This is a genomic window from Microbacterium sp. CSI-V (assembly GCF_001984105.1).
In the GTDB taxonomy this organism is placed as follows: domain Bacteria; phylum Actinomycetota; class Actinomycetes; order Actinomycetales; family Microbacteriaceae; genus Microbacterium.
This window is the reverse complement of sequence record NZ_MTQM01000009.1, coordinates 932,165-957,892: the sequence shown is the minus strand read 5'-3', so window position 1 is coordinate 957,892 and position 25,728 is coordinate 932,165. Positions and strand designations below refer to the sequence as shown.

The window sequence follows — 25,728 nt, the reverse complement described above, 5'->3', positions numbered from 1 at the left end:
TCCATGTCCGTCCGCACCACCTCCCTCCTGCGCTTCGGCGCCCTCGCCCTGGCCGCAACTCTCGCTCTCTCGGGGTGCGCCGGCGCCGCGGCGCCCACCACGTCCGTCACACCGGAGGCCGACGCGTTCTCGACCAGCGACGTCTGGGTCAAGGCCGCCGACGCGGGGATGAGCGCCGGCTTCGGCGAGCTCCGCAACGACGGCGACACCGACCTCACGGTCGTGTCGGCCACCAGCCCCGCGACCTCCGCGATGGAACTGCACGAGACCGTGCAGAACGAGTCCGGCCAGATGGTCATGCGCCCGGTCGAGGGCGGATTCGTCATCCCCGCCCACGGGGCGATCACCCTCGAGCCGGGTGGCAACCACCTCATGTTCATGGACGTCACGTCGCCCTTGCTCGTCGGCGACGAGACCACGATCACCCTGACGTTCTCGGACGACTCCACGGCGGAGATCACCGCGCCCGTGAAGGAGTTCGCCGGCGCGAACGAGACCTACGAGGGCGACATGGGCGAGATGGACATGGGGTCCTCGGAGTCGGGCCACTGATGGCGTCCCGCGATCGATCCGCTCCGGGCGATCGCGGCCTCGGCCGGCGGGGGTTCCTCCTCGGGGGAGCCGTCGCCGGCGCGGGGGCGCTCGCCGCGGTCGGAATCGACGCGGCCGTCTCGGCCGGAGCGACGGATGCCGTGTCCGCGGCGCCGTTGAACGGCGATGTCGTCGTGCCCTTCCACGGCGCCCACCAGGCGGGCATCGACACGGACGCGCAGGCGCACGTGTCGCTCGTCGCGCTCGACCTGCGCGCCGACACCGACCGCGACGCCCTGCGCCGTCTCATGCGCCTGCTCACGGACGACGCCGTGCGTCTGACGCGGGGGCAGGGCGCCCTCGCCGACACCGAACCGGAGCTGGCCGTCTCGCCCGCGCGCTTGACGGTGACCTTCGGGTTCGGCCCGGAGTTCGTCGCGCGCACGGGCGCCGCGGCTCCCGCCTGGCTGCGCCCGCTTCCCGGGTTCGCGATCGACCGGCTCCGGCCCGAGTACGGCGACGGCGACCTGCTCCTGCAGATCGCCGCGGACGATCCGGTCACCGTCGCCCACGCCACGCGCATGCTGCTCAAGGACGCGCGGGCGTTCGCCACACCCCGATGGGTGCAGCAGGGCTTCCGCCGCGCGCACGGGACGACGCGCCCGGGGACCACGATGCGCAACCTCTTCGGCCAGGTCGACGGCACCGCCAACCCGCTGCCCGGGACCACCGGGTTCGACGAGGTCGTCTGGTCGCGCGAGGGCTGGCTGACCGGCGGGACGGGGATGGTGGTGCGGCGCATCGCGATGGACCTGGACAAGTGGGACCGGCTGGATCGTCCCGGGCGCGACCAGGCTGTGGGGCGTTTCCAGTCCACGGGCGCCCCGCTCACCGGGACGGACGAGTTCGACGAGCCCGACTTCGCGGCCAAGGATGCCATCGGCTTCCCCGTCATCCCGGAGTTCTCGCACGTGCGACGGTCCCGGTCCGACGACCCCGCGGAGCGCATCTTCCGGCGCGGCTACAACTACGACGACGCGCCGCCGACGGACGCGGTCTCGGACGCGGGACTGCTGTTCGTCTCGTTCCAGGCCGACGTCGATCGGCAGTTCGTCCCCCTGCAGCGTCGACTCGACGAGCTCGACCTGCTCAACGAATGGACGACCCCCATCGGGTCGGCCGTGTTCGCCCTTCCGCCCGGCTGCGCCGAGGGCGGTTTCATCGGAGAAGGAATCCTGACATGACCACCACCGACACCGAGCAGGTGCCCGCCTCCGCGGCATCCGACCCCTCGCCTCCGCGCGTCCGGAAGGGCTGGTTCACGGCGCTCCTGCGCCGGCTGCACTTCTTCGCCGGGGTGCTCGTGGGGCCGTTCATCCTCGTCGCCGCGCTGAGCGGGGCGCTGTACGCGATCACGCCGACGCTCGATCGCATCGTGTACGCGCACGAGCTGACGGCGCCCTCGACCGCCGCGCCCCTGCCGCTGGCCGATCAGATCGTCGCCGCCGAGAGGTACGTCGGCGGCGACGCGACCCCCGTCGCCGTGCGGCCCGCACCCGAACCGGGGGCGACGACGCGCGTCATGTTCGCCGACCCCTCCCTCGGCGCCAGCGAGACCCGCGCGATCTTCGTCGACCCGGGATCCGCCGAGATCCGCGGCGACCTCACGGCGTACGGCACCAGTGGCGCCCTGCCCGTTCGCACCTGGGTCAGCGATCTGCACCGGAACCTCCACCTCGGCGAGCCGGGACGGTGGTACAGCGAGCTCGCGGCATCCTGGCTCGGGATCGTCGCGCTCGCCGGCCTGGGGCTCTGGATCGGGCGGATGCGGCGCAGCCGTCGGGGGCGCGCCGACCTCGTACGTCCGAACCGTTCCCACACGGGCTATCGCGGACTGTTCGGGTGGCACGCCTCGATCGGCGTGTGGGTGGTGCTCGGGGCCGTGTTCCTCTCGGCCACCGGGATCACCTGGTCGACGTTCGCGGGCGCCAACGTCGCCGACCTGCGCGCCGCCGTCGGCGGGGGCACTCCGGCGCTGTCGACCTCGCTCGAGGGGGAGACGGCGACGGGCGGTGACCACGCGCACCACGGCGGAGCCGCGACCGCTCCGACGGGGGCTGCGAACCCCGCGACCTTCGACGCCGTGCTCGCGATCGCGCAGCGCATCAACGTCAACACGGGGCAGGTCGAGATCAAGCCCCCCACCGCCCCCGGCAAGGCCTGGGTCGTGCAGGAGATCCAGCGCAGCTTCCCGACCGAGGTGGATGCCGTCGCCATCGACGGTTCCACGATGCAGGTGACGGACCGGGTCGACTTCGCCGAGTATCCGCTGCTGGCGAAGCTGTCGCGCTGGGGCATCGACACGCACATGGGCTCGATGTTCGGGCTCGTCAATCAGCTGGTGCTGCTGGCTCTCGCTCTCGGGATCGCGACGCTCGTCGGGCTCGGATACGCGATGTGGTGGAAACGCCGCCCGACCCGGGGCGTCGCGGCAGCCCCCGCGCGCGGGGCGCTGCGCGGCGCGCCCTGGTGGGGGATCGCCCTCGTGCTCGCCGGAGCGATCGGGCTGGGGCTCCTCCTCCCGTTCGTCGGCTACACGCTCGCCGCGTTCGTCGTTCTCGACGTGGTCCTCGGGTTCGTGCAGCGACGGCGCGCGACGGCCGGGTAGCCGCCGGGGTCAGTCCTCGTCGGGATCGGGCAGGTTCTGCGCGACCCTGCTCGATTCCGCCGAGGACCGACCGACGCCGGGCTGGTACCTGCCGATGGGGGAGTCGGCATCCACGTGATCCTCGCCCGTCGCCGGTGCGGATGCCTCGGAGGACTCGTCGGGATCGTGGTGCGAGGTCGAACCGCCGCCGCGGGTGCCCACGCCCGGGATGTCGTTCTGGCTCGAGACGTTCGGCACGCGCGCGTCGTCGGCGTCGTCGATCTCGGTGGCGGAGACGGCGCCGGTGTCGGCGCCCGCCCCGCCCGCGGGGACGTCGGCGGTCAGGCCCTCGGCGTCCGAGACGGTCTGCTCGTGGTCGGCGCCGGGGAGGTTCTCGGGGGGAGTGGTCACGGTGGTCCTTCCGGTGGGGGTGTGGCCTCACGCTAGGCGGACGTGCGCCGGGCGATGACGGGGTTGACGGGGCGCGGTGGCCCGGGTGTCGGAGGGGCTGGATAGGCTCGGGGAGACCCCCGAAAGGAACCGCAATGCAGCAGCGTCCCCTCTCCCGCACCGGCCGCGAGGTCTCCGCCATCGGCCTCGGCACCTGGCAGCTCGGTCCCGACTGGGGCGGGGTGAGCGAAGACGCGGCGATGCAGGTGCTGGGCGCGTCGGTCGACGCCGGCGTGACCCTCTTCGACACGGCCGACGTGTACGGCGACGGGCGGTCGGAAGAGCTCATCGGCGCGTTCCTGCAGACCTCGGATGCCGCGGGCGTCACCGTGGCGACCAAGATGGGGCGTCGCGAAGACCAGGTGCCCGAGAACTATACGATGGAGAACTTCCGCGCGTGGACCGAGCGGTCGCGCCGCCTGCTCGCCCAGGACACGCTCGACCTCGTGCAGCTGCACTGCCCGCCGTCGGCCGTGATCGACGACGATGCGACGTACGACGCGCTCGACCAGCTCGTGTCCGAGGGCGTCATCGGCGCCTACGGCGTCTCGGTCGAGACGATGGATCAGGCGCTCTCGGCGCTGCGGCGCCCGAACCTGACCAACCTGCAGATCATCTTCAACCCGTTCCGCCTGAAGCCGCTCGACGAGGTGCTCCCGCTCCCCGCGGAGAAGGGCGTCGCGGTGTTCGCGCGGGTCCCCCTCGCCAGCGGGCTGCTGTCGGGGAAGTACTCCGTCGACACGACGTTCGACAAGGACGACCACCGCACCTACAACCGCAACGGCGAGGCGTTCGACAAGGGCGAGACGTTCTCGGGCGTGCCCTTCGCCGAGGGCGTCGCCGCGGCCGACGAGCTGAAGGCCGCCCTCCCCGAGGGCGTGACGCTGCCCGCCGCGACGCTCGCGTGGATCGCGTCGCGCGAGGGCGTGACATCGGTCATCCCGGGTGCCCGGTCGGCCGAGCAGGCCACCGCCAACGCCGCGGCCGCCGACCTGCTCGACGGGGGCTTCGACGTCGCGGCCTTCGACACGCTCGTGCGGGATGTCTACGACCGCCGCCTGCGCGCCGAGATCCACCCGCAGTGGTGAGTCGCCCCTGACACGACGGATGCCGGACCCCGAGGGGGTCCGGCATCCGTGTTCCGTGGGAAAGACGTCAGCTGACGTCGCCGCGCCACGAGCCGGACTCGGCACCGCGCGACTCGATGTACTCCTTGAAGTGCTCGAGGTCCTTCTTCACCGAACGGTCGTCGGCGCCGAGCACGGCACCGGCCTTCTCGAGGAGCCCGGTCGGCTCCCAATCGATCTGCACGGTCACCCGGGTCTCGTCGTCCGAGAGACGGTGGAAGGTGACGACGCCGGCGTGGTTCTCGTCTCCGCCGACGCTGTTCCACGCGACGCGCTCGTCGGGGTGCTGCTCGGTGATCTCGGCGTCGAACTCGCGCTCCGCGCCGGCGATCTTGACCTTCCAATGCGTGAGCGTGTCGGTCTTCTGCGTGATGGACTCGACGAAGCTCATGAAGTGGGGGAACTCCTCGAACTGCGTCCACTGGTTGTAGGCGACGCGGACGGGAACGTCGACGTCGATGGTTTCGATGACCTGGGCCATGATGTCCTCTCTCGGTGATCCGGGGCTGGGGCCAGTCTTCGCGGGAAATCTTCCGCCGACCCCGGGGTTGAGGGATCGGCGGATGTGGCCTATGGGCGCCTCAGGCCCGTCCGCGCAGGATCAGGTGCCAGTACACCCAGGGCAGGATCCGCCGATCCGCGATCCAGGTCGAACGCCTCTCGCGCGACAGCGAGCGCCAGAACGGAACCGTCGGCTGCGGCTTCCCCCGACGGTCGAACTCCGCGAAGACGACGGTTCCGCGCGAGACGGTGAAAGGGACGACGCTGTAGCCGTCGTAACGCGCGCGCGGGGCGGCTCCGCGCAGGACCGCCCGCAGGTTCTTCGCGAGCACCTTCGCCTGCGGCCGGATCGCCCCGCCCGAGGGGCGGGTCGCGACGCGGGCGGAGTCGCCGAGCGACCAGACGTCGGGGAAACGGCGATGCTGCAGCGTCTCGGGGTCGATGTCCACGAAGCCGTGCGGGTCGTCCGGGTCGGCGAGCCCGCTCCCGGCGATCCACTCGGGCGCGCGCTGCGGCGGGACGGCGTGCAGCACGTCGTAGGAGAGCGTCTCCTCGTCGTCGCCGTGACCGATCGTGAGCGTGCGGGAGGCGGCATCCACCCTCCTCACCTCGCGGGAGTACCGCACCTCGACGCCGTACCCGTCGAGTACCCGGTGGAGCTCGCGATCGATGTCGGGGATGCCGAAAGGGACGGGGTCGGGGAGCACGAGGACGACGCGGATGTCGTCGAGGACCCCGAGCGCGCGCCACCAGTCGCACGCGAGGTAGAGCGGCTTCTGCGCGGCTGCGCCGCACGAGGCCGGCTCCGGCGGCTGCGTGAACACCACGGTGCCGCGACGAAGATCGCGCAGCACCGTGGACGCCTTCACAGCCAGGGCGAGGTCGTAGTTCGACACGCCCTCGGGTTGGGTCATGGCCTCGGGGAGACCCGGAATCGCCTCCCACGCCAGCCGGAGACCCGCGGCCACGACGAGCTGGTCGTAGTCGAGGCGCCCGCCCGACACGAGGTGCACGCGGCGGGCGGCGGGATCGACGGTGAAGGTCTCGTCCCGCAGCCACCGCACGCCGGGCGGGATCACGTCGGCCTGCCGGCGCGCGGCCCGCGAGGCCCGGGCGGTGCCCCCGGCGATGTGGGACTGCAGCGGTGCGTAGACGTGCTGCTCCCGCGGCTCGATCACCGTGACGTTCCCGAGGCGCGCGTTGTGCAGGCGTCCGGCGATCGAGAGCCCGGCGTTCCCGCCCCCGATCACCACGATCCGCGTCTCGGGTGAGGGTGTGTGCGGCATGCGGCATCCTTCCGTTCCCGTCAGGGAACCCCCGGGCGGGCCGGGAGGCGAGCGGGTTGACAGCGGGGTCAGCCGAAGGGGTCGGCCGTCAGGGCATCCTCGGCCGGCTCGGGGACGACGTACAACCCGGTGGGGGAGTTCGCCATCGTCATGAGCGCCTCGAGCCAACTGCGGTTCAGTGCCGGCGGGCGGCCGCCGTGGAACTTGAACACGATGCTCGCGCGCGGGTGCAGCCACACCGATGTGCGGCCCCCGCCCGTGCTGACGTCGTCCTTCCACTGGAAGTAGAACGGCTCGCCACGACGCAGCTTGTTCCCGATCACGATCTGGAGGTGGGCGAGCACGCGGTCCTCGAAATCGGCGCGGACCGCTCCCTCGTACATGAACTTCCCCACGATCGATCCCTTTCGTCGCCCAACCTCGTCACTGTGCCCCGTTCCCCCCTCTCCGGCCGCCGCCGCAGACCTTTCGCGCCATCACGACACGGAATGCGACGGGTGTCAGAACATGCGGGCGGTCTGGGCGGGGTTGCGCCCGTACATGTCGCGGTAGAACCGCGCGAACCGCGACGGGCTGGAGAACCCCCACCGGCGGGACACCTCGCCCACCGTCGCGCCGGCGTTCTGCAGGTCGCGGTGCGCGGCGGCGAGACGGACCGTGCGCAGCTGCTCGGAGGGCGTGACGCCCAGGGCGCGGCGGAACGCGTGCTGGAGCCCCCGCGTCGAGATGCCCGCCGCCGCAGCGATGTCGTCGACGGTGATCGGCTGGTGCGCGTGCGCGTCGATGAACGCGAGGGCCCGTCGGACGGTCCGCGGTGCAGCCGCGCGCTGGGCGGTGCGATCCAGGGCCTCGAGGTAGGTGGTGGAGAAGGTCGTGAGCGTGGAGATCAGGGCGTGCCGTTCGAGCTCGGCGGCGATGAGCGGCTGCTCGTGCCCGACGGCGAGGGCGGATGCCACGTACCCGAAGCTGCGCTCCCACTGTGCGGCGAGGGTGCGGTCGCGCGCGACCGGATCGATCGAGCGCAGCACGAGACGGTCTTCGCCCGAGACCGCACGGGCGATCCGCTCTGCCGATGTCCGGTCGAAGAGGAAGGCCCGCACCTTCCCGGTGCCGCTCCAGCGCGCCTGCATCGCCCTGTCGCCCGTGATCCACGGCTGCCGGGCGTCGAGCGAATGACCCTCCGTCGTCATGCGTGCGTCGAGGGCGGCGAGCTGGCAGGCCATGATCTGGTCGTCGAGGTGGATGGAGGACCGCACGTCGGCGCGCAGCGAGTACTGCACGAGCGAGAACGCCCCCGTGTCGATCGACGTCCAGCGGAACCGCACGCGCAGCGGATCGACGTGCTCGAGTCGGGCGCTGGGGATGAACTGCTGCCACACCGTCTCGACGTCGCGAGCGCCGGTGGCGTTGACGGTGAGGACTTCCCCCATGCGACCCTCCTCCGCGGTGTCCGGTCCGCGGCATCCCGGTTATCTTGCCCCCGCCGTCGAGGTCGGACGTGTCGCGGGACGGGCCGCGCGAGGATTCGGCCTCGGAGCGAAACCGGGGGAGCGCGCGGTGGGCGGGCGCGCTGTCAAGGGGGCATGGGTCGGTGCGGCCGGAGGCTGGGATGGGGGAGTCGCCCGTCGTGGCGGCGCGTGCGCCCGACGCACGCATGATCGAAGGGACACCCATGAGCGACACTTCTTCCGACCAGACCATCCCGGCCGCCTCCGACGGCGTGGCCGGCGTTCAGCCTCTGCGCGACGGCGACACCTCGATCGAGCCCGACCCGACGCTGGATCCCGCACAGGCGGAGTGGGATGCCACGACCGCACTCGACGAGGGCGTCGATCCCGCAGACCTCGACCCCGCCACGGCGACGGGTGCCGATCCGGCTGAGATCCCGGCCGACGACGCCGACATCCCGCTGGAGGACGTGCACCCGGAGTCCACCGGCACTGACTCGCAGGGCCAGGATCCGGGTGTGGTCGAGCTCGGCGAGGAGGGCCAGGGAGATCTCGCGCCGGAGGACCTCTGAGGCTGCCGCGATCGGCGCTTGCCGTAACTGGCTAATAGGCGTAGCTTATGGCTATGGACATTAGCCAAGTGCAGGTGGACGGCGGGCGACTGGCCGTCGAGGTGCGCGGACAGGGCCCCCTCGTGGTGTGCTCGCCCGCGATGGGCGACGAGCGCGACGCGTTCGAGCCCCTCGCCGACCGGCTCGTATCGGCCGGGTACCGGGTGGCGCTCGTCGATCTGCGCGGGCACGGCGACAGCGATACGAGCTTCGCCGAATACGGCGACCGTGCGACCGCGAACGACCTCGTGGCCGTGATCGAGCGTCTCGGCGAGGGGCCGGCGGTGATCGCGGGGGCCTCGATGAGCGCCGGTGCCGCGATCATCGCGGCCGGCGAACGCCCCGATCTCGTGAGCGCCCTCGTGCTGCTCGGGCCCTTCGCCCGCAACGGCAACGCCGCGCTCGGGATGCTTCTGCGCGTGCTGCTCGCCCGTCCCTGGGGGCCGGCCGTCTGGCGTGGCTACTCCGCGTCGCTGTGGCCGGGACTCGGCGTCGGTGCGCGCGAACGGGCCGCGCACCTGTCGCGCCGACTCGCGCGGCCCGGACGGTGGCGGGCGTTCTCCCGCACCACGCGCGTCGATCACTCCGTCGTCGCGCCGTTCCTGACGCGCGTCACCGCTCCCGCGCTCGTCGTGATGGGAGAGGCGGATCCCGACTGGAAGGACCCCGCCGCCGAGGCCGCCTGGCTCGCCGGCGAGCTCTCCGCCGACGTCCAGCTCGTCTCCGGCGTGGGCCATGCGCCGATGCTCGAGGCTCCCGACGTCGTCGCCGACCGGGTGCTCATGCTCCTCGCGGAGGTGAGCGGTGCCGCGGGCCGGTCTTGACGCCGACGTCGTCGTCCGCCGCGCCGCCGAGCTCGTCGACGCCGAAGGAGTGGCATCCCTGACCCTCTCCCGCGTCGCCGCCGCCCTCGGCGTCGCCGCTCCCAGCCTGTACAAGCACGTCGGCGGTCTCGGCGATCTGACGGATCGTCTCGCGCTCGCCGCCACCCGCGCCTTCGGCGACGCCCTCGCGCGATCGTCGCGCGGGGTGTCGTCCCGCGACGCCCTCGGGGCGCTGGCCGCGGCCTACCGGGGTTTCGCACGCGAGCGTCCCGGCATGTACGAACTCGCCCAGCGCGGGGGGACCGGTGCCGAGTGGGAGCAGGCGGCGGCCGAGGTCGTGGACGAGATCACCCGGGCGCTCGCCGGGTACGGCGCCGGGGCGGCCGACGTCCACCGCATCAGGTACGTCCGTTCGGCTCTGCACGGGTTCACCGACCTGGAGAGGATCGGCGGTTTCCGTCAGCCCGAGTCGGTGGACGAAACCTTCACCCGCCTCGTCGACGCGCTGGATGCCGAACTCTCCCGGCCCGTGGACGGCGAGCACGCGGCGAAGTGACGGCATCCCCGTCGGCGGGAACGACTCCGGCGTGGGCGATCGGGCTCAGGATGCCGGGTCGCGCGGACCGTCCGCGACGGATGGGTCAGTCGTCGGTGCGGAACCCGGCGGGCTTGTGCGTCCCGTCGCAGAACGGCTTGATCGTGGACAGGCCGCACCGGCACAGCGCCACCGTGCGCCGGCGCTTCTCGATCGGGGCGCCGTCGGCGTCACGCAGTTCCACGTCTCCGCGCACGAGCAGAGGGCCGTCGGGATAGGCCGTGATACGCGGACGCTCGGCGGTCACCGGGCGTCCTCGGGGCGCAGCGAGGACGCGCCACGCCCCCAGGCATCGAGCAGGTGCTCGCCCACGCGACCATCGACGCTCAGGCAGGCGGCGGCGCCGAAAAGGATGTCGGGGAGCAGATCGGGGCGGTCCTCGGCGAGGGTGCCGGCGAGGTCGCGGGCCGCGATCTGCTCGTGCACCGCGTCGGCTTCGACGTGCTCGTCGAAGTAGCCGCACACGTCGTCATCGAAGCCCAGTCGACGCAATCCCTCGGCGTACAGGCGGTTCGGGATCGAGGACGTCATCTCGAACGCCGCGAGGTGTCCGACGATCGCGCCGAGGAGGCGCCGGTTGAGGCCGAACATCGACATCGCATTGTGGGATGCCAGGGTCACGGCGGGCACGTCGTCGACGTAGGCGCCATAGGCGTCGGAGAGCCCGGCCGCGCGCACGGCGCGGGCGAAGAGCTCGGCGTGGACGCGCTCGGGGTCGCCGCCGCCGTACTCGTCGGACTGGATCTCCACCAGCGCGGCTTTCGGGCGTCCGGTCAGGCGCGGGATCGCCCAGGAGTGCGGATCGGCCTCCCGCAGCGTGTAGACCGAGCGGTGCACGAGGAACTCGTGCGCCTGGTCGAGGGTCGCCTTCTTCGCGAGGTGGCGCGAGAGGCTCGGACCGCCGTCGGCGGCGGTCAGGGTGAAGAGTGCGCGGGCCACGGCATCCGCGGTCGCCGCGGGGAGTTCGGGTGGGACGATGCGCGCGCGCAGCGCAGCCTCGAACGCCCGCTCGATGACGCCGCGGGTGGCGATGAGCGACGGCTCCCACTCGAGCTCCGGGTCGAACGCCGGGACCGACCCGTAGGCCGAGGCGTACAGCGCGAAGAGGGCGAGCTGAAGGTCGTCGTCGGTCTCGACGTCGGCCGACGCGGCGACGGCCGCATCGGCGAGGACCGTGTGGTTCGTCGCCGCGCCCGCGCCGAGGTGGTGCAGGACGGCGGCGCTCACCGGGCCGCGCGGAGTGAAGGGAAGGGTGGGCACGTCATCGGCGTCGATGGCGGCCGGCGGATCGTGGGGGGAGAGGATCGCGGACACCGGAGCACTCTGCGGGCGCCGCTCCGGATCGCCGAGGGCCTTGACACGGGCGGAGGGGGCGACCCATCGGTCGCCCCCTCCGGGGTGCTCACTGCTCGATCGGCTGCGGGGTGCTCTCGTGAGCCGCGATCACGTCGCCGGCGTCGTCGGTGGACACCGCGATCCGCCGCGGCTTCGCCTTCTCGCTCACGGGGATCGTGACCGAGAGCACTCCGTTGCGGTAGGCGGCGCTGATGCGCTCGGTGTCGATGCCCTGGCCGAGGTTCAGCTGTCGGACGAACGACGCGGTCTCGCGCTCGCGCGTGATCCACTTGACGTCGTCGCCCGCGGCGAGGGTGCGCTCGGCGCGGATCGTGAGCAGCTGACCGTCGACGTCGATGTCGACCGAGCCCGGGTCGACGCCCGGAAGGTCGGCGGACAGGACGTAGTGGTCGCCGTCGCGGTACAGGTCCATCGGCATGCGTCGCGGTCCGCCGCGGCGGGCGTCGAGGAGCGTCGACGCGAGGCGGTCGAGGTCGCGGAAGGGGTCGTAGGTGGCCATGGTCATTCTCCTTTTCGATCGGTCCGGATGCGGCATCCGGAAGGTTCTTCGAAGTTGAGTCTCTATCGCTCAACTTGATGTCAGATTAGCACTCTCGTGCGGAGAGTGCCAAGGGTTTTGGTGCGGGTCGCGTGGGGTCGACACGTCGTTGAGGCCTGGCGGGGGCGGCGTCGCGGGTGCGGTTTCGTGCGCCCTGGCGCCCCTTCTGCACAGGTCTCGGGGGTTCGGGGTTGTGCACAGATTCACCTCCTGATCGGGGGGAACGTCGGGGCTTCGAATAGCGTTCGTACATGTCTTCGAATGTTCCGCCCGAGCCGTCCGGGTCGAGGGTCGTGGCGATCGACGTGGGGGTGTTGGCGGGTCTGGTCGCGGATGTCGTCGTCGCCGAGGCTGCGGTCGCGTCGGCGGAGGTCGCGCGCGTGCGGGCGTTGGCCGCGGTCGGGCGACTCGCCCTGGATGCCGCGGCGACGACACGGGCGTCGGTGCGGGCCGCGGAGATGGCGTTGCGGGAGGTGGCGTCCGAGGTGGCGGCCGCGTGCCGGGGGTCGGATCGGACGGTGCAGCGCGACATCGACGACGCGATGACGCTGGTGGAGTCGTTCCCGCGAACCGTCGCGGCGTGGGAGAGCGGGGCGATATCGCGGCGATATGTGCGGGTGATCGCGGACGCCGGGGCGGGGCTGCCCCTGGAACGGAGGGCGGACTTCGATGCCGAGGCCGTGTCCCTCGCGGGGGAGGCGTCCAGTCCGGGCCGGTTGAAGAGCCGGCTCGCCGTGGCCGCGCAGAGGTTGCATCCGCGGACGGTGACCGAGCGCCACCGGGCCGCGCGCGAGTTGCGGTGCGTCCGCGTGGTCCCGGCGGCGGAGGGCATGTCGGACCTGATCGCGACCCTCCCGACCGTGCTCGCCGAAGCGATCCACGACCGGGTGACGCAGCAGGCCCGGGTCATCGTGGACGCGGCGCGGGACGCGAAGGCGGGCGACGGTCTCGGCGATGCCGCCCCCGGCGACACGGCCTCGACGGGCGGGGTCGCCCGCGGGGGGACCGCGTCGCCGACGGGTCGAGCGAGCGGCGACGGTGCCGTCGACGGCGACCCGGTCGCCGGTCCCGTCCTCCCGAAGCGGGATACGCGCACGATGGATCAGGTGCGGGCGGACGTGTTCGCCGACATGCTCCTCACCGGCGACCCGACTCTCGACCCCACCCGACCCGACGACGGACCCGGCACCCTCGGCAAGATCCGCGCGAGGGTGCAGGTCGTCGTGCCGGCCATGACCATGCTCGCGCCGGGAGGGGAGAACGCGGCTCCGGCCGAGCTCGTCGGCCGCGGTCCCGTCGATGCGGAAACCGCGCGGCGCCTCGCCGAGGCCACCCGCGTCCCCTGGGATCGGGTGATCACCCACCCCGTCACCGGCGCCGTCCTGCACACCGACACCTACCACCGCACCACCGCGATCGACCGGCACCTGCGTGCCCGCGACCGCCGCTGCCGATGGCCCGGGTGCACTGCTCCCGCGATCCGTTGCGAGATCGACCACACCACCGACTGGGCGCACGGCGGGGCCACCGACGTCCGCAATCTCGCCTGCCTGTGCCAACGGCACCACACACAGAAGCAGTTCACGCGCTGGAGCGTGACGCAGCTCCCCGACGGACTCCTCGAATGGACCTCACCCACCGGCCGCGTCTACACCGACCACCCCGATCCCTATCCCTCTGCCGTCCCACCCGCCAGTGTTCGATTCGCACCCGACCCACCCCCCTGGGAGAAGCGGGTCGATGACGACGAGACGGCGGGTCCGTGAGCACGGAACAGATCTCGGGCCTGCCGCTGACCTCGAGCGCGCTGCTGTTTCCGAGCGCTACTGTTCCCGAGCGCCGCTGTTCCCGAGCGCGGCTGTTTCGGAGCGCTACTGTTCCCGAGCGCCGCTGTTCCCGAGCGCTGCTGTTTCCGAGCGCCGCTGTTCCCGAGCGCGGCTGTTTCGGAGCGCTACTGTTCCCGAGCGCCGCTGTTCCCGAGCGCTGCTGTTTCCGAGCGCCGCTGTTCCTGGAGGCGGCAGTTCCCTGGGGCCGTGACGGGCCGCCCGCCCCGGGCGCGCGGGAGGCGGTACCGTCGTCACGTGCCCGATGCCCCCGCGAAGACACCGCTCGTGCGGGCGCTCTGGGGTGCGACGCATCCCGGACCGACGCTCGTCGTCACGACCCTGTCGCTGGCGCTCGGCGTCGCCGCCGGTCTCGAGCCGTGGCGGCTGCTGCTGCTCGTCGTCGCCGTGTTCGCGGGTCAGGTCTCCGTCGGGCTGTCGAACGACGCGATCGACGCCGGCCGCGACGTCGCCGTCGGACGCACCGACAAGCCGGTCGCCAGCGGAGCGCTCACCCCGGAACAGGCGCTCGGGGTGGCGGTGGCATCCCTCGCCCTGGCTCTCGCGCTTTCGGCGCCACTCGGACCGGCACTCGTCGCCGCCCATGCGATCGCGCTCGCCTCGGCCTGGGCCTACAACGCCGGGCTGAAGTCCACGCCGCTGTCGATCGTGCCGTTCCTGGTCAGCTTCGGTCTGTTCCCGTCGTTCCCGACCCTCGCGCTGCCGGCTCCCGCGCTCGCCGCGCCATGGGCCTCGCTCGCGGGGGCGGCACTGGGCGCCGCAGTGCACCTGACGAACGTCGTCCGCGATCTCGACGACGACCGTGCGACCGGGGTGCGCGGACTGCCGCACCGGCTCGGCGCCCGCGTCAGCGTCGTCGCCGCTGCGGCGGGGATCGTGCTGGGTGCCGTCGCTGTCTTCGCCGGATCGGGCGGAGGTGTCGTCGGAGGCGTGTTCTTCGCCGCGGTCGTGCTCGTCGCGGTGGCGACGATCGCCCTCGCCGTGGCACGGCCGCCCGGGCGCGCGGTGTTCCGACTGACCATGCTCGCGGCGCTGCTGCTGGCGGCACAGCTCGTCATCACGTGAGTGCGCGGCCTGCCGATCGTGACCCTCCGCCTCGGCTCGGCCCGCCGAGACCCGGGACGCCCCTAGGCCCCTGCGCTCAGCCGCCTCGCGCGGCGGCGTCGAAGTCCATCGCATAGGCGCGCGTGAACGCCGCCGCCCCCGGGCCGCGGAGCACGGTGCGCAGCGCCACCGATCGGGTCGCGTGCCCGGGCGCCGAGGCGCCTCGCCCCAGCATCGTGTTCAGGAACGCCAGACGGGCGGCGTGCCGGGCAGACGCCAGCCGTCCCTGTTCCCACGCGGCCAGCCGTCGTGGTTCGGTCCCGCGCACCCACTCCGCCAGCAAGGGAGAAAGGGTGAGGGCATCCAGCAGACCGAGGTTCATGCCCTGACCGCCGATCGGGCTGACCTCGTGCGCCGCGTCGCCGACGACGATCACCCGCCCCCTCCGCAGCGCGGGAGCCACGGCGCGCCGCACGCGGAACGTCGACGCCGTCGACGTGTCCACATCGAGCCCCACACGATCGGCCAGCGCCGCACGGAGGAACTCCGCGGCATCCGGGACATCCGCCTTCCCCGCCCACGCCACGAGACGCCGTCTGCCTCCGGGCAGCGGGAACGACTCGACCACGCCGCCGCGCTCGAGGTGCACGAGCGCGGTCGCATCGCCGGGGGCGGCGACGTCGACCATCGCGTACCGGTCGGGGTAGTGGTGGGTGTGCACAGCGCCCGGGCGATACACGAGCTCGCGCCCGGCCCACCCCGATGCGACGACCACGATCGCGGCGCGAAGATCCACCTCGCCCCTCGGCCCGACCGCCCGCACGCGTACTCCTGCGCCGTCCTCGCGTACCGCGGTCACGCGCACGCCCCGCGAGACCGCCGGCGCAAGCTGCGTGAGCACGTCGACCGTGTCCGACTGGGGAAGCGCGGCGACGAACGGATGCCGCGCCCGCAGCCGGTCGAACCGGATGGTCGCGAGCCTCCGGCCGTCAGCCCGAGCCTCCCCGCGGCCGATGCGCACGGCCCGGGCCAGAAGCGCGTCGGTCGCGCCGGATGCCTCGAGGTGCGCGAGGGAGGGGGAGTGGATGCCGATCGCCCGCGTCCCGGCATCCGACCCGGTGCGTCGCTCCACGATGGCGACATCGACGCCGCGCACGCGAAGGTCGGCGGCGAGCGCCAGCCCGACCGGACCCGCCCCCACCACGAGCACGTCAGCCATGAGCCTCCGCCGTCCCGTCGGCGACGGCGAGCACGCGGAACGGTGCCGGAGTCTCGACGCGCCAGGGTTCTCCGAGCGTGCGGGCGAGTTCCTCGGCCCGGTAGCTGCGGCGGATGGAGCGCAGTCCATCGGTGCGGAGGAACGTTCCGGGCGCGAGCGGCGTCACCCCGATCGCGTAGAGCGCGTACGCCAGTCGTCCTCGAGCGATGTCGGCGTGCAGCACGGCGGATCGGGCGAGCGCCCGCGAGTCGTCCACGAACCCGCGCAGCTGCGCGGCGTCGAGATGATGGAGCACGTGATTCGACAGCACGATGTCGAACCTCTCCCCGTCGGCGAGCAGTTCCGACGAACCGCGCGAGACGAACCGGACCCCGGGGCGTTCGCGCTTCCGAGCGGATCGGAGTGCACGCGGATCGGGATCCGCGCCGACCCACTCGACCTCGAGTCCGTCGCGCGCGGCGAGCCCGGCGAGACGCACCACGACGTCACCCCCGCCGCAGCCGAGGTCGAGGACCCGACCCGGCCGGCCGAGGGCGCGAAGCCGGGGGCGCACGTGCGCGCGGTACACCCCGCCCCAGCCGGACACGGCACGGTTGACCAGATCGAACCGACGATACGTCGCGGCGAGACGGCGCGCATCGCAGTCGGGGTCGTCCATGAGCTCGAGGAGGACGGTGTCTCGTGCGTCGAGTCGTGCCCAGCCTCCGGCGCTCACCGGCGTCCCTCTCCCACGGCGTGCCGGGTGCACGCGCGGGCCGCCCGCATCACGCCGCAGGGCGGCGCAGCACCAGGCGCGCCGCCTCCACCGTGAGGCCCGGGCCGAAGGCCAGCGCGGCCACCCTGTCGCCGTCCGCGCGGGCCGTGTCAGCGAGAAGATCCCGCAGGATGAACAGCAGCGTCGCGCTGGACATGTTGCCGTGCGCCCGCAGCACCTCGCGCGAGGACGCGAGCGCCGTGGCATCCAGAGCCAGAGCCGACTCGACGCGGTCGAGGATGCTCCGACCGCCGGGGTGCACGGCCCACGCGTCGACCTCGCTCAGGTCGCCGAGCACGTCCGCGGCGATCGCGGCGATCTCGCGACCGATGATGCGCGGCACCTCCGGAGTGAGGGTCATCTCGAACCCCGAGTCGCCGACGGTCCACGCCATGTCCTTCTCGCCCTCGTCGGTGACGTACGTCGCGAACCCTTCGAGGTCGAGCCCGGGCCGGGCGGCGTCCGCGGCCGTCACGATCGCGGCCGCGGCTCCGTCGGCGAACACCGACGCCGCGACGATCTGATCGGGATGCGACGAGGTCTGCCAGTGCAGGGAGCACAGCTCGGCCGCGGCGACGAGGACGACGGCTGCGGGATCGGCGGCGACGATGCGAGCGGCGAGCCGGAGCGCGGGGATCGCCGCCGCGCACCCGATGAACCCCAGGTGATACCGCTCGACCGAGGGCGACAGGTCGAGATCGCGCACCAGCAGGTAGTCGGGTCCGGGCGCGAACATGCCCGTGCACGAGACCGTCACGACGTGCGTCACCGCCTCACGCCCGAGCCCGGAACCGGCCAGAGCCGCCCCGGCCGCCTCGGCGAACAGCGCGGGCGCGGTGCGGCGGTACTCGTCGTTGCGGGCACCCGTGGGCGGCATCGTCAGCTCACCGTCCGACAGCGCCGCGAGTCCGTCGGCCGAACCTCCGGCCAGCTGCGGGAGCACCGTGTGGCGCGTGTCGATGGCCGCGGCGTCGAACGCCGCCCCCACGAGGCGCTGGCTGCGCCGATCGAATCCGGGCTGTGCGGCGAACAGGTCGCGCAGCGCCGACTGGGCGACACGGGTGCGGGGCAGAGCCGTGCCGATCGAGAGGATGCTGGCGGTCATGACTCACTGTAGGCACGGTTTCGCACCGTGGTGTCGGGGATGGTGCCGTCACGGCGGTCCATCTAGGGTGCCGGGCCCCGCGCTCGCGCTCCTGGTCGCCGCCGTGGGCGCCGCCGGGGCGCCCGCGGCTCAGGCCGCGAGCACCTCGGGCAGCACGAGCTCCTCGATCGCGCCGCGGTAGTCCGCGACCATGCGTCGACGGTCCAGGCGCGGGCGGGCCGAGATCGCCGCCGACCGCAGCTCGATCCGGCGGGTCAGGGCCTCCTGCCAGGTCGCCGCAATGGCCTCGGCGTCGCGCGGGGTCACGAGTCCGAATCCCGCGACGACGCGGGCGGCGTCGCCGACATCGGTCGTGACGGGGATGGCTCCGGATGCCGCGCCCTCGGCGAGGCACAACGGCGACGCCTCGCCGAATGCGCTGGTCAGCGCCACGACGTCGGCGATCCGGTACAGCGCGGGCATGTCCTCGCGCAGGCCGAGCGCGTGCAGCGCGACGTCCGCGCCCAGCCCCGCATCGGCGACGAGCGCGGAGAACGCCGGGTTGCGGTGCGTCATCCCCGACCCGCACAGCACGTAGTGGGTGCGCGGCCGACGGCGCGCGTGCCGGGCCACGGCGTCGAGGAACAGCCCGGGATCCTTCATCGCGTCGAATCGCGCAGCCAGCATCACCACCGCGGCCGTCTCCGGGATGCCGAGGGATTCGCGGATGCTCCGGCGCTCGGCACGCGTACCCGGCCGGAACCGGCGCGTGTCGATGCCGTTGTCGATCACCCACGCGTGCGTCGTCGCGACGCCGGAGCGGGTGTAGGCGACCGAGGTCGATTCCGCGCACGAGATGGTCGCGGACACGGCGCCGGTCGCGCCGGCGTCGACGAGCCAGCCCAGGGCCGGGCCGGAGTGCGCGGGATCCGAGCGGTGCAGGCACGCCGCGAGGGGGCGATCGGGCAGCATGCCCGCCCGTTCGAGCGCGACGATCAGGCTCAACGGCTGCTCCTTGAGGGACAGCACCATGTCGGCATCCGCGATGAGGGACGCCGCGTGCGCGAGCTCGGCGGGGCTGAAGGAGTCCGGGGTCATCGGCTGGTCGCCGGCGACGCGGTCGAACGTGTCGATGCGCACACCCGCGGCGCGGAGCGTCCGGAACCGGGTGTCGTCGTGAGCGTGCTGCAGCGATGCGTCGCGACGGGCGGCGGACGTCAGCGAGAGGACCCGGTGCTCCTGGCCGCCGTCGGCATGCAGCCCTGCGACGACGTCGGAGTGGAGGATACGGGCTCCTCCGGCGAAGAATCCCTCGTACAGGGACAGCACGCGCAGGGGTCGGTTCATCGCGATCGCTTTCCGGGGAGGGGCGCCGACGAGCGGAGCCGAATCGGTGACCGCGGGTGCGGTTTGACCCATGCTGAAGGGTGGACCGCGGGTGGCGGGTTACGCCGTGAAGACCATCTCGTGAACGCGTGCGACGGCGATCGAGCGCTGAGCCCGCCCCCCGGTGCACGCCGGACACGGCGCGCCGGAAACGGAGCAACCGCGGGGCGAGACGAGCCCGCTGCCGCCCCCGCGGCGCAGCACGCGTCGGCCCTCGTCGCGTGACACGGCGGAACGGCCGCGAGGCCCGCACCCGCGCCGCCGGCCCCGCACCGGTACGATCAGGGGTCGTGCAGAACTCCTCGGACGCCTCGACGATCTCGGACCTCGGACGTGCGCTCCTGGCCTACGACGAGGCGCGTCGCGCCGCGACCGCCGAGGCGCGCCGGACGCTGTCCCTCAACGAGCTCGACGCGAAGGCCCTCATCTTCGTCGCCGAGAATCCCGGGGCGCGCCCCTCGCACGTGCGCGACCACCTCGGCATCACCTCGGCCGGCGTGACGACCCTCATCGACCGACTCGTGCAGCGCGGTGCCGTGCGCCGCGACCTCGACGACGAGGACCGTCGCGTGAACCACATCACCGCGACGGTCGATCTGGATTCTGCGCCGTGGTGTTCCCTCCGCGGATTCGACAACGCGGTGGAGGCGGCGATCGCCGAGATGGACCCCGCGGATGCCGACCGGGTCGCGACCGTCCTCCGCCGTCTCACCGCCGCGGGTACGGCCGCCGGCTGAGGCGTTCCCACCCCGACGGCGCGCGTCCGGCGGGGAGCCTCAGGATCGGGCTTCGACGAAGGCCTCGGCTCGTGCCTGCAGGAAGGTGCACAGCGCCGACAGCATCGCCAGCTCTCCGGAGAGGGCGAGGACGCGCGCCGACCCGAGAGGGGCGGCGTTCTCGCGCGGTTCGAACGTGACGGCCCATCCGGTGGATCCCGGCTCGGTCTCGGGGGAGACGTAGAAGGTCGTCGAGACGCTGCGGAGCCCCGCGGCGATCAGGCCGGTGTCGGAACCTCCCTCACCGTCCTGCGGGATCACCTTGAGGATTCCGGCGTCGTCGTAGCCGAGCGCGCGGAAGTCGTCGATCCACGCCTGCAGCGTGGTCATGGTGCGGAAGGGCATGACTCATCCCGTCGGTCAGTGCGTCGCGGGGGCGACACCCATCCGATTATCGGGGCCGACGCGCGGTTGCGCATCCCGGCCCATCGTGGGACCGGTTCCATCGCACAGTTCGAGCGCATACGCAACGGTCTATCCGTTTTCGGCAGCGAGAACTTAGGAAATGCCCGTGGAGCATACGCATGTCGAAACCAGGGATGCCACGACGGTCCAGGAGATGTGGCAGACGGTGATACCCGGAGCCCGCATCTCCCGTGCCGACGGCATCCAGCCCGCCTTCGTCTTCCACGGTGCCGCTGAGCCCGGCTTCGGGTTCTGCGACTACACCGTGGGATCGACGATGGTGACCGAATCAGACCCGGGCGACCAGATGATCGTGGGACGGATCGCGGGCCCGCGCATCCGCGCGACCTACCGACGCGACCGTATCGACACGACGGTGCCGTTCGTGGTGATGGACCGTCCGATCGAGATCGCGTTCTCGGGCAGGATCGCCGGAACCGCGGTGTCCTTCGCGCGCGGCGACGTGGACGAGGCCGCCCGTCGGCTCTCGGGAGATGAGACGTTGCGGGTCCGCCCCATCGGGCACGCGCCGATGTCCGAGCAGCGCCTGAGGTACTGGACCCGCACGTGGGAGTACGGCCGCGACGTGCTGCTGCGCTCGCCGGAACGCGCCCCGGTGATCGCGCAGCAGGTGCGCTCGCTCCTGCTCGAGGCCTCGCTGATGACGTTCCCCTCGACCTTCACCGAGGCGCTCGCCGCGGGTCGACCGGCGCGTGCGCTGCCCGCGCCGGTGCGTCGGGCGAAGGCGTACATCGACGCCCACGCCACCGGGCCGATCGCCCTCTCCGACATCGCGGAGGCGGCGCGGCTCTCCCCGCGCGGATTGCAGTACGCGTTCCGCACCGCCACGGGCCGGACGCCGATGCAGTACGTCCGACGCGTGCGTCTCGACGCTGCTCGGGCCGAACTGCGCGCCGCCGACCCCTCGGCGGAGACGGTGGCGGCCATCGCGGCGCGCTGGGGGTTCTCGAACCTCGGGCGCTTCGCCGCCATGTACCGGGCGGAGTTCGGCGAGACCCCCTCCACCACCCTCCGGTCGTGAAGCTCGCTCGGCGGATCAGTGCCCGCCGAGCCTCCCGCTCAGTCGGCCGTGGAGACGTGCCGTCTGGGCGTTCATCCCGATGATCTCGACGGTCGTACCGAGCCGGGCGTACCGGGTCTCGACCGCATCGAGCGCGGCGACGGTCGAGGCATCCCAGATGTGCGAACCGGAGAGGTCGATCACCACCCGGGCAGGGTCGCGCGAGTAGGCGAACTTCGTGGTGAGGTCGTTGCTCGAGGCGAAGAAGAGCTCGCCCTCGACCCGGTAGTGGGCGACGTCGGCGTCGACCTCCCGGTGCACCCGGGTGACGCCGGCGACCCGTCGGGCGAACAGCACGGCGGCCACGATCACGCCGACGCCGACGCCGATCGCGAGGTTGTGGGTCCACACCGTCACCGCCACCGTCGCCACCATCACGGTCGTCTCGCTCAGCGGCATCCGCCGGAGGGAGGACGGGCGGATGCTGTGCCAGTCGAACGTGGCGATCGAGACCACGATCATGACGGCCACCAGGACGGCCATGGGGATGATCGCGACCACGTCGCCGAAGACCAGAACCAGGACGAGGAGGAAGACCCCGGCGAGGAACGTGGAGATGCGCGTGCGCGCGCCGGATGCCTTGACGTTGATCATCGTCTGGCCGATCATCGCGCACCCGCCCATCCCGCCGAAGAAGCCGGACAGGACGTTCGCCGCGCCCTGGCCGAGGGACTCGCGCGTCTTCGAGGACGGGGTGTCGGTGATCTCGTCGACCAGCGCGGCGGTCATGAGCGATTCGAGGAGACCCACGACGGCCATCGCGAGGGCGAAGGGGAAGATGATCCCGAGCGTCTCGAACGTGAAAGGCACGTTCGGGAGCAGAAGCACGGGCAGGCTCTCGGGGAGCGCGCCCTGATCTCCCACGGTGGGCACGGAGATGCCGAACACGACCGCCGCGCCGGTCAGGAGCACGATGGCCACCAGCGGCGCCGGGATCGCGCGCGTCACGCGGGGCAGCAGATACATGATCGCCAGGCCGGCCGCGGTCAGGGGGTACACCATCCACGGCACGCCGATCAGCTGCGGGACCTGCGCGACGAAGATCAGGATGGCGAGAGCGTTGACGAACCCGACCATGACGCTGCGGGGGATGTAGCGCATGAGCTTCGCCACGCCGAGGACGCCCAGTGCCACCTGCACGATGCCGCCGAGGATCACGGTGGCCAGCAGATAGTCGACGCCATGCTCGCGCGCGACGGGGGCGATGACGAGCGCGATCGCACCCGTGGCGGCGCTGATCATCGCGGGGCGACCGCCGAGGAAGGCGATCGCGACGGCCATGACGAACGACGAGAACAGGCCGAGCCTCGGGTCGACCCCCGCGATGATCGAGAAGGCGATCGCCTCCGGGATCAGGGCGATCGCCACGACGAGACCGGCGAGCACCTCCCGGGTGAGCAGACGGGGGGAGCGCAGCGCCTGACGCACGGTGGGCTCGGGGCGCGGGCGCGCGAGGACGTCGGTCACGGGAGCTCCGGAGGGGCGGGGGAGAATGGGGGCGGTCGCGAGTGCGACCGTCGAACTCTACCGTAACGTGAGGGTTGCGGGATCGGGGATGCCATGGATCACGCCCGACCGATGCAGATCGGCGAGCTCGCGGAGCGGACGGGACTGTCGATCCGTACGCTCCGGCACTACGACGAGATCGGTCTCCTGCGCCCGTCGGACCGGTCCGAGGGCGGCTTCCGGCTCTACACCGCGGAAGACGAATCCCGCCTTCTGCTGATCCGCCGGATGAAACCGCTCGGGTACTCGCTCGAGCAGATGGGGGAGCTGCTCGCCGTCGTGGACGGACTGGATGCCGATCCGGGGGATGCGGTCCTGCGCGCCCGGCTCGACGGTATCCGCGAGGAGGCGACCACGCGGCGCGACGGCTTGCGTCGACAGCTCGCCGCCGCCGACGAGTTCCTCAGCCAGTTGGCCGCGCGGTGACCGATCACTCTCTCGACCTGGTCGGCTTCGGCGTGCGTCTGGCCCCCGCGCACCCCGATGACGCGATCGAGGCGTGGCCCCTCACCGACGCCGACCTGTGGCGCGGGATGACGACGTCGTGGCCCATGACCGTCGACGAGTACGCCGAGCGGGTCGATCAGCAGCGCGAGACGCCCGGCATGTTCGCCTTCACGGTCCGGGATGCCGAGACCGGCGAGGTGCGCGGATCCACCACGTTCTACGACCATGTGCCCGCGCAGGGGCGGGTCGAGATCGGCACGACCTGGTACGGGCGGCCGTTCCAGGGTGGTCGCACCAACCCGGCGGCCAAGATGCTCCTGTTGACCCAGGCGTTCGAGACGTGGGGCGTCAACCGCGTGGCGCTCCGCTGCGATGCCCGTAACGATCGCAGCGCCCGCGCCATCCAGCGTCTGGGCGGTGTGCCCGAGGGGCGTCTGCGTCGGCATCGGATCGCCGCGGACGGCACGGTCGGCGACACGCTGTACTTCTCGATCCTCCGCGACGAGTGGCCCGCGGTCCGCGCGGGCCTGGAGGCGCGTCTGGCCGGCTGAGGGTCAGGATGCGGCGGCGGCGGCACGGCGGCGGGCGAACTCCCGCGCCTCGGCGAACAGCTCGAGGTCGATCTGCACGTGACGGCGGGCGAGCTCGGCGGCGTCGTCCGGGGTGGAGCGCACGATCGCCGCGACGATCGCGTCGTGCTCCCGCCCGGCGCGCGACTCCATGCGTCGGTGGCTCTCGCGGTCGCCCCACGGGTGCGCGGGGGCGGAGAGGGAGAGGTGGCGCTCGTGGTCGAGGAGGATCTCGCGCAGTGCCGTGTTGTGGGCCGCGTCGATGATCGACAGGTGCAGCAGGCTGTCCGCGCGCTGCTTGGCGTCGCCGGACTCCGCCGCGTGGAAGGCGGCCAGGCGTTCGTGCATCGAGGTGATGTCGGCATCCGTCCGCCGTTCGGCGGCCAGGCGGGCGAGCGAGGAATGCAGGAGCGAACTGGCCGTGCACGCGTCGACGAGGTCGTCCCAGCGCTCGGCGAACCAGCGGTCCACGCCCACGACCACCGACGCGGGCCAGTCCTCGGCGACGAAGGTGCCCCCGGCGCGGCCGCGGCGCTTCTCGATCAGGCCGCGCGCGGACAGGTCGTCGAGGGCGGCGCGGACGGTGGTGCGCCCGACTCCGAGGAGGGGGGAGAGGTCGCGTTCGGGGGGCAAGCGGGTTCCGGGCAGGAACTCGCCGACGGCGACCGCGGTGATCAGCCGCTCGGTCACGCGCTCCACGAGTGATGCGTCGTCGGTCTCGGCCATCAGCTCCCCGGTCGATTTCTTTCATGTTAAATCCCGAGAAAAGGTTTGCCAACGAACCTTTACCGGGTCCACGATGACTCCATGCACCGCGAGATCACCGTTCCGTTCCACGACGGATTCACCTGGGCCCGCCTGACCGAGCCCGCGAAGCCCACCGGCGCCGCGCCGCTGTTCGTCCTCCACGGCGGACCCGGCATGGCGCACGACTACGTCAAGAACCTCGACGCCCTCGCCGACCTCACCGGCCGCACGGTCGTGCACTACGACCAGATCGGGTGCGGGAAGAGCTCGCACCACCCCGACGCTCCCGTCGAGCAGTGGGTGCCGCAGTTCTTCGTCGACGAGTTCCACAGTCTGCGCGAGGCGCTCGGCTTCGACGAGTACCACGTGCTCGGGCAGTCCTGGGGCGGCATGCTCGGTGCCGAGATCGCCGTGCGTCAGCCGGAGGGGCTGCGGAGCCTGGAGATCTGCAACTCCCCGGCATCCATGGAACTGTGGCTCGCCGGCGCGGCGCGGTTGCGCTCCGAGCTGCCGGAGGACGCCCGCGCGGCCCTCGACCGCCACGAAGCCGACGGCACCCTGGACCACCCCGACTACGTGGATGCCACCCGCGTCTTCTACGAGCGGCACGTGTGCCGCGTCACGCCCATGCCGCAGGACTTCGTCGACAGCGAGCAGCAGATGCTCGCCGACCCGACGGTGTACTTCACCATGAACGGTCCCAACGAGTTCCACGTCGTCGGCACCGGCCGCGACTGGACGATCATCGACCGTCTGCCGCGGATCGCCGTCCCCACCCTCGTCGTCGCGGGAGAGTTCGACGAGGCCACCCCCGAGACCTGGGCGCCGTTCGTGGAGCACATCCCCGGCGCCCGTTCGCACGTGTTCGTCGGCGCCAGCCACTGCGCCCACCTCGAGATGCCCGACGCCTTCCGCGCCGTCATCGCCGACTTCCTCGCCCCGCTTCCCTGAC

Annotated in this window: 29 protein-coding genes; 14 read left to right on the top strand and 15 right to left on the bottom strand. The window is 72.3% G+C overall.

Going from position 1 to position 25,728, the window contains the following annotated elements:
• Window positions 1-3: 3 nt before the first annotated feature.
• The 3 genes from CSIV_RS15430 to CSIV_RS15420 are packed head-to-tail and all read left to right on the top strand — an operon-like array spanning window position 4 to window position 3,199.
• The gene (locus tag CSIV_RS15430) at window positions 4-552 is read left to right on the top strand and encodes a copper chaperone PCu(A)C (RefSeq protein ID WP_077052222.1); all 549 of its coding nucleotides are present in this window, start codon (window positions 4-6) and stop codon (window positions 550-552) included.
• The gene (locus tag CSIV_RS15425; RefSeq protein ID WP_077052221.1) at window positions 552-1,775 is read left to right on the top strand and encodes a Dyp-type peroxidase; all 1,224 of its coding nucleotides are present in this window, start codon (window positions 552-554) and stop codon (window positions 1,773-1,775) included. The genes CSIV_RS15430 and CSIV_RS15425 overlap by 1 nt, the downstream gene beginning before the upstream one ends.
• Window positions 1,772-3,199, top strand: coding sequence for a PepSY-associated TM helix domain-containing protein (locus CSIV_RS15420; RefSeq protein WP_077052220.1), 1,428 nt, complete (start codon window positions 1,772-1,774; stop codon window positions 3,197-3,199). Before CSIV_RS15425 ends, CSIV_RS15420 begins: the two co-directional genes overlap by 4 nt.
• A gap of 9 nt (window positions 3,200-3,208) precedes the next feature.
• On the opposite strand, the gene CSIV_RS18135 is transcribed toward CSIV_RS15420, so the two are convergent.
• Complete coding sequence (locus tag CSIV_RS18135; protein ID WP_077052219.1) at window positions 3,209-3,589, bottom strand: hypothetical protein; 381 nt, start codon at window positions 3,587-3,589, stop codon at window positions 3,209-3,211.
• Window positions 3,590-3,723: 134 nt separating this feature from the next.
• Between CSIV_RS18135 and CSIV_RS15410 the strand changes: the two genes are divergently transcribed.
• The gene (locus CSIV_RS15410) at window positions 3,724-4,716 is read left to right on the top strand and encodes an aldo/keto reductase (RefSeq protein WP_077052218.1); all 993 of its coding nucleotides are present in this window, start codon (window positions 3,724-3,726) and stop codon (window positions 4,714-4,716) included.
• A 67-nt stretch (window positions 4,717-4,783) separates the two neighbouring features.
• On the opposite strand, the gene CSIV_RS15405 is transcribed toward CSIV_RS15410, so the two are convergent.
• The 4 genes from CSIV_RS15405 to CSIV_RS15390 form a co-directional block, all read right to left on the bottom strand.
• Window positions 4,784-5,236, bottom strand: a complete 453-nt coding sequence (locus tag CSIV_RS15405; RefSeq protein ID WP_077052217.1) for an SRPBCC family protein — start codon at window positions 5,234-5,236, stop codon at window positions 4,784-4,786.
• 100 nt (window positions 5,237-5,336) lie between these two features.
• Entirely contained in the window at window positions 5,337-6,542 is a 1,206-nt protein-coding gene (locus CSIV_RS15400) for an NAD(P)/FAD-dependent oxidoreductase (RefSeq protein ID WP_077052216.1), read from the bottom strand.
• Between the two features lie 68 nt (window positions 6,543-6,610).
• Window positions 6,611-6,937 (bottom strand): DUF7882 family protein, encoded by a 327-nt coding sequence (locus CSIV_RS15395; RefSeq protein WP_077052215.1) that lies wholly within the window; start codon window positions 6,935-6,937, stop codon window positions 6,611-6,613.
• 105 nt (window positions 6,938-7,042) lie between these two features.
• Complete coding sequence (locus CSIV_RS15390; RefSeq protein WP_077052214.1) at window positions 7,043-7,972, bottom strand: helix-turn-helix transcriptional regulator; 930 nt, start codon at window positions 7,970-7,972, stop codon at window positions 7,043-7,045.
• Between the two features lie 242 nt (window positions 7,973-8,214).
• On the opposite strand from CSIV_RS15390, the gene CSIV_RS15385 reads away from it, so the two are divergent.
• Genes CSIV_RS15385 through CSIV_RS15375 form a run of 3 tightly spaced genes read left to right on the top strand, consistent with a single transcriptional unit; the run spans window position 8,215 to window position 9,981 of the window.
• Window positions 8,215-8,562: a sugar ABC transporter ATPase gene (locus tag CSIV_RS15385; RefSeq protein ID WP_077052706.1), complete on the top strand. Its 348-nt coding sequence runs from the start codon at window positions 8,215-8,217 to the stop codon at window positions 8,560-8,562.
• Window positions 8,563-8,615: 53 nt separating this feature from the next.
• On the top strand, window positions 8,616-9,425 hold the full coding sequence (locus tag CSIV_RS15380; protein ID WP_077052213.1) for an alpha/beta fold hydrolase: 810 nt from the start codon (window positions 8,616-8,618) through the stop codon (window positions 9,423-9,425).
• On the top strand, window positions 9,406-9,981 hold the full coding sequence (locus CSIV_RS15375) for a TetR/AcrR family transcriptional regulator (RefSeq protein WP_077052212.1): 576 nt from the start codon (window positions 9,406-9,408) through the stop codon (window positions 9,979-9,981). Before CSIV_RS15380 ends, CSIV_RS15375 begins: the two co-directional genes overlap by 20 nt.
• Window positions 9,982-10,066: 85 nt before the next feature.
• Here CSIV_RS15375 and CSIV_RS15370 read toward each other — a convergent pair whose 3' ends face one another.
• From CSIV_RS15370 to CSIV_RS15360, 3 genes are all read right to left on the bottom strand, one after another.
• Window positions 10,067-10,267 (bottom strand): CDGSH iron-sulfur domain-containing protein, encoded by a 201-nt coding sequence (locus CSIV_RS15370; protein ID WP_077052211.1) that lies wholly within the window; start codon window positions 10,265-10,267, stop codon window positions 10,067-10,069.
• Window positions 10,264-11,295 carry an iron-containing redox enzyme family protein gene (locus tag CSIV_RS15365; RefSeq protein ID WP_077052705.1) on the bottom strand — a complete coding sequence of 344 codons (1,032 nt, stop codon included), beginning with the start codon at window positions 11,293-11,295 and terminating at the stop codon, window positions 10,264-10,266. The genes CSIV_RS15370 and CSIV_RS15365 overlap by 4 nt, the downstream gene beginning before the upstream one ends.
• A gap of 127 nt (window positions 11,296-11,422) precedes the next feature.
• Window positions 11,423-11,875: an Hsp20/alpha crystallin family protein gene (locus CSIV_RS15360; RefSeq protein ID WP_077052210.1), complete on the bottom strand. Its 453-nt coding sequence runs from the start codon at window positions 11,873-11,875 to the stop codon at window positions 11,423-11,425.
• Between the two features lie 290 nt (window positions 11,876-12,165).
• Between CSIV_RS15360 and CSIV_RS15355 the strand changes: the two genes are divergently transcribed.
• Both CSIV_RS15355 and CSIV_RS15350 read left to right on the top strand, forming a co-directional pair.
• The gene (locus tag CSIV_RS15355) at window positions 12,166-13,680 is read left to right on the top strand and encodes an HNH endonuclease signature motif containing protein (protein ID WP_077052209.1); all 1,515 of its coding nucleotides are present in this window, start codon (window positions 12,166-12,168) and stop codon (window positions 13,678-13,680) included.
• Between the two features lie 315 nt (window positions 13,681-13,995).
• Window positions 13,996-14,823 (top strand): UbiA family prenyltransferase, encoded by an 828-nt coding sequence (locus CSIV_RS15350; RefSeq protein WP_083735171.1) that lies wholly within the window; start codon window positions 13,996-13,998, stop codon window positions 14,821-14,823.
• 76 nt (window positions 14,824-14,899) lie between these two features.
• On the opposite strand, the gene CSIV_RS15345 is transcribed toward CSIV_RS15350, so the two are convergent.
• The 4 genes from CSIV_RS15345 to CSIV_RS15330 form a co-directional block, all read right to left on the bottom strand.
• Window positions 14,900-16,021 carry an FAD-dependent oxidoreductase gene (locus tag CSIV_RS15345; protein ID WP_077052208.1) on the bottom strand — a complete coding sequence of 374 codons (1,122 nt, stop codon included), beginning with the start codon at window positions 16,019-16,021 and terminating at the stop codon, window positions 14,900-14,902.
• Window positions 16,014-16,679: a methyltransferase domain-containing protein gene (locus CSIV_RS15340; RefSeq protein ID WP_083735230.1), complete on the bottom strand. Its 666-nt coding sequence runs from the start codon at window positions 16,677-16,679 to the stop codon at window positions 16,014-16,016. The genes CSIV_RS15345 and CSIV_RS15340 overlap by 8 nt, the downstream gene beginning before the upstream one ends.
• A 106-nt stretch (window positions 16,680-16,785) precedes the next feature.
• The gene (locus CSIV_RS15335; RefSeq protein WP_077052206.1) at window positions 16,786-17,880 is read right to left on the bottom strand and encodes a type III polyketide synthase; all 1,095 of its coding nucleotides are present in this window, start codon (window positions 17,878-17,880) and stop codon (window positions 16,786-16,788) included.
• A gap of 129 nt (window positions 17,881-18,009) precedes the next feature.
• On the bottom strand, window positions 18,010-19,206 hold the full coding sequence (locus tag CSIV_RS15330; RefSeq protein ID WP_077052205.1) for a glycosyltransferase: 1,197 nt from the start codon (window positions 19,204-19,206) through the stop codon (window positions 18,010-18,012).
• A 329-nt stretch (window positions 19,207-19,535) separates the two neighbouring features.
• On the opposite strand from CSIV_RS15330, the gene CSIV_RS15325 reads away from it, so the two are divergent.
• Entirely contained in the window at window positions 19,536-19,982 is a 447-nt protein-coding gene (locus tag CSIV_RS15325; RefSeq protein ID WP_077052204.1) for a MarR family transcriptional regulator, read from the top strand.
• A gap of 39 nt (window positions 19,983-20,021) precedes the next feature.
• Here CSIV_RS15325 and CSIV_RS15320 read toward each other — a convergent pair whose 3' ends face one another.
• Window positions 20,022-20,366, bottom strand: coding sequence for a hypothetical protein (locus CSIV_RS15320; protein ID WP_077052203.1), 345 nt, complete (start codon window positions 20,364-20,366; stop codon window positions 20,022-20,024).
• A 166-nt stretch (window positions 20,367-20,532) separates the two neighbouring features.
• Between CSIV_RS15320 and CSIV_RS15315 the strand changes: the two genes are divergently transcribed.
• A complete protein-coding gene (locus CSIV_RS15315; protein WP_160897431.1) occupies window positions 20,533-21,468 on the top strand; it encodes an AraC family transcriptional regulator in 936 nt (311 codons plus the stop codon).
• A gap of 15 nt (window positions 21,469-21,483) precedes the next feature.
• On the opposite strand, the gene CSIV_RS15310 is transcribed toward CSIV_RS15315, so the two are convergent.
• Complete coding sequence (locus CSIV_RS15310; RefSeq protein WP_077052201.1) at window positions 21,484-22,974, bottom strand: SulP family inorganic anion transporter; 1,491 nt, start codon at window positions 22,972-22,974, stop codon at window positions 21,484-21,486.
• A gap of 93 nt (window positions 22,975-23,067) precedes the next feature.
• On the opposite strand from CSIV_RS15310, the gene CSIV_RS15305 reads away from it, so the two are divergent.
• Together CSIV_RS15305 and CSIV_RS15300 are read left to right on the top strand one after the other, a co-directional pair.
• The gene (locus CSIV_RS15305) at window positions 23,068-23,439 is read left to right on the top strand and encodes a MerR family transcriptional regulator (protein ID WP_077052200.1); all 372 of its coding nucleotides are present in this window, start codon (window positions 23,068-23,070) and stop codon (window positions 23,437-23,439) included.
• Window positions 23,436-24,011: a GNAT family N-acetyltransferase gene (locus tag CSIV_RS15300; RefSeq protein WP_077052199.1), complete on the top strand. Its 576-nt coding sequence runs from the start codon at window positions 23,436-23,438 to the stop codon at window positions 24,009-24,011. Before CSIV_RS15305 ends, CSIV_RS15300 begins: the two co-directional genes overlap by 4 nt.
• 3 nt (window positions 24,012-24,014) lie before the next feature.
• Here the strand turns inward: CSIV_RS15300 and CSIV_RS15295 are convergent, their stop codons facing one another.
• Window positions 24,015-24,755, bottom strand: coding sequence for a FadR/GntR family transcriptional regulator (locus CSIV_RS15295; RefSeq protein ID WP_077052198.1), 741 nt, complete (start codon window positions 24,753-24,755; stop codon window positions 24,015-24,017).
• A gap of 81 nt (window positions 24,756-24,836) precedes the next feature.
• Here CSIV_RS15295 and CSIV_RS15290 point away from each other — a divergent pair, with 81 nt between their 5' ends.
• Complete coding sequence (locus tag CSIV_RS15290) at window positions 24,837-25,727, top strand: proline iminopeptidase-family hydrolase (protein WP_077052197.1); 891 nt, start codon at window positions 24,837-24,839, stop codon at window positions 25,725-25,727.
• Window position 25,728 lies beyond the last annotated feature (1 nt).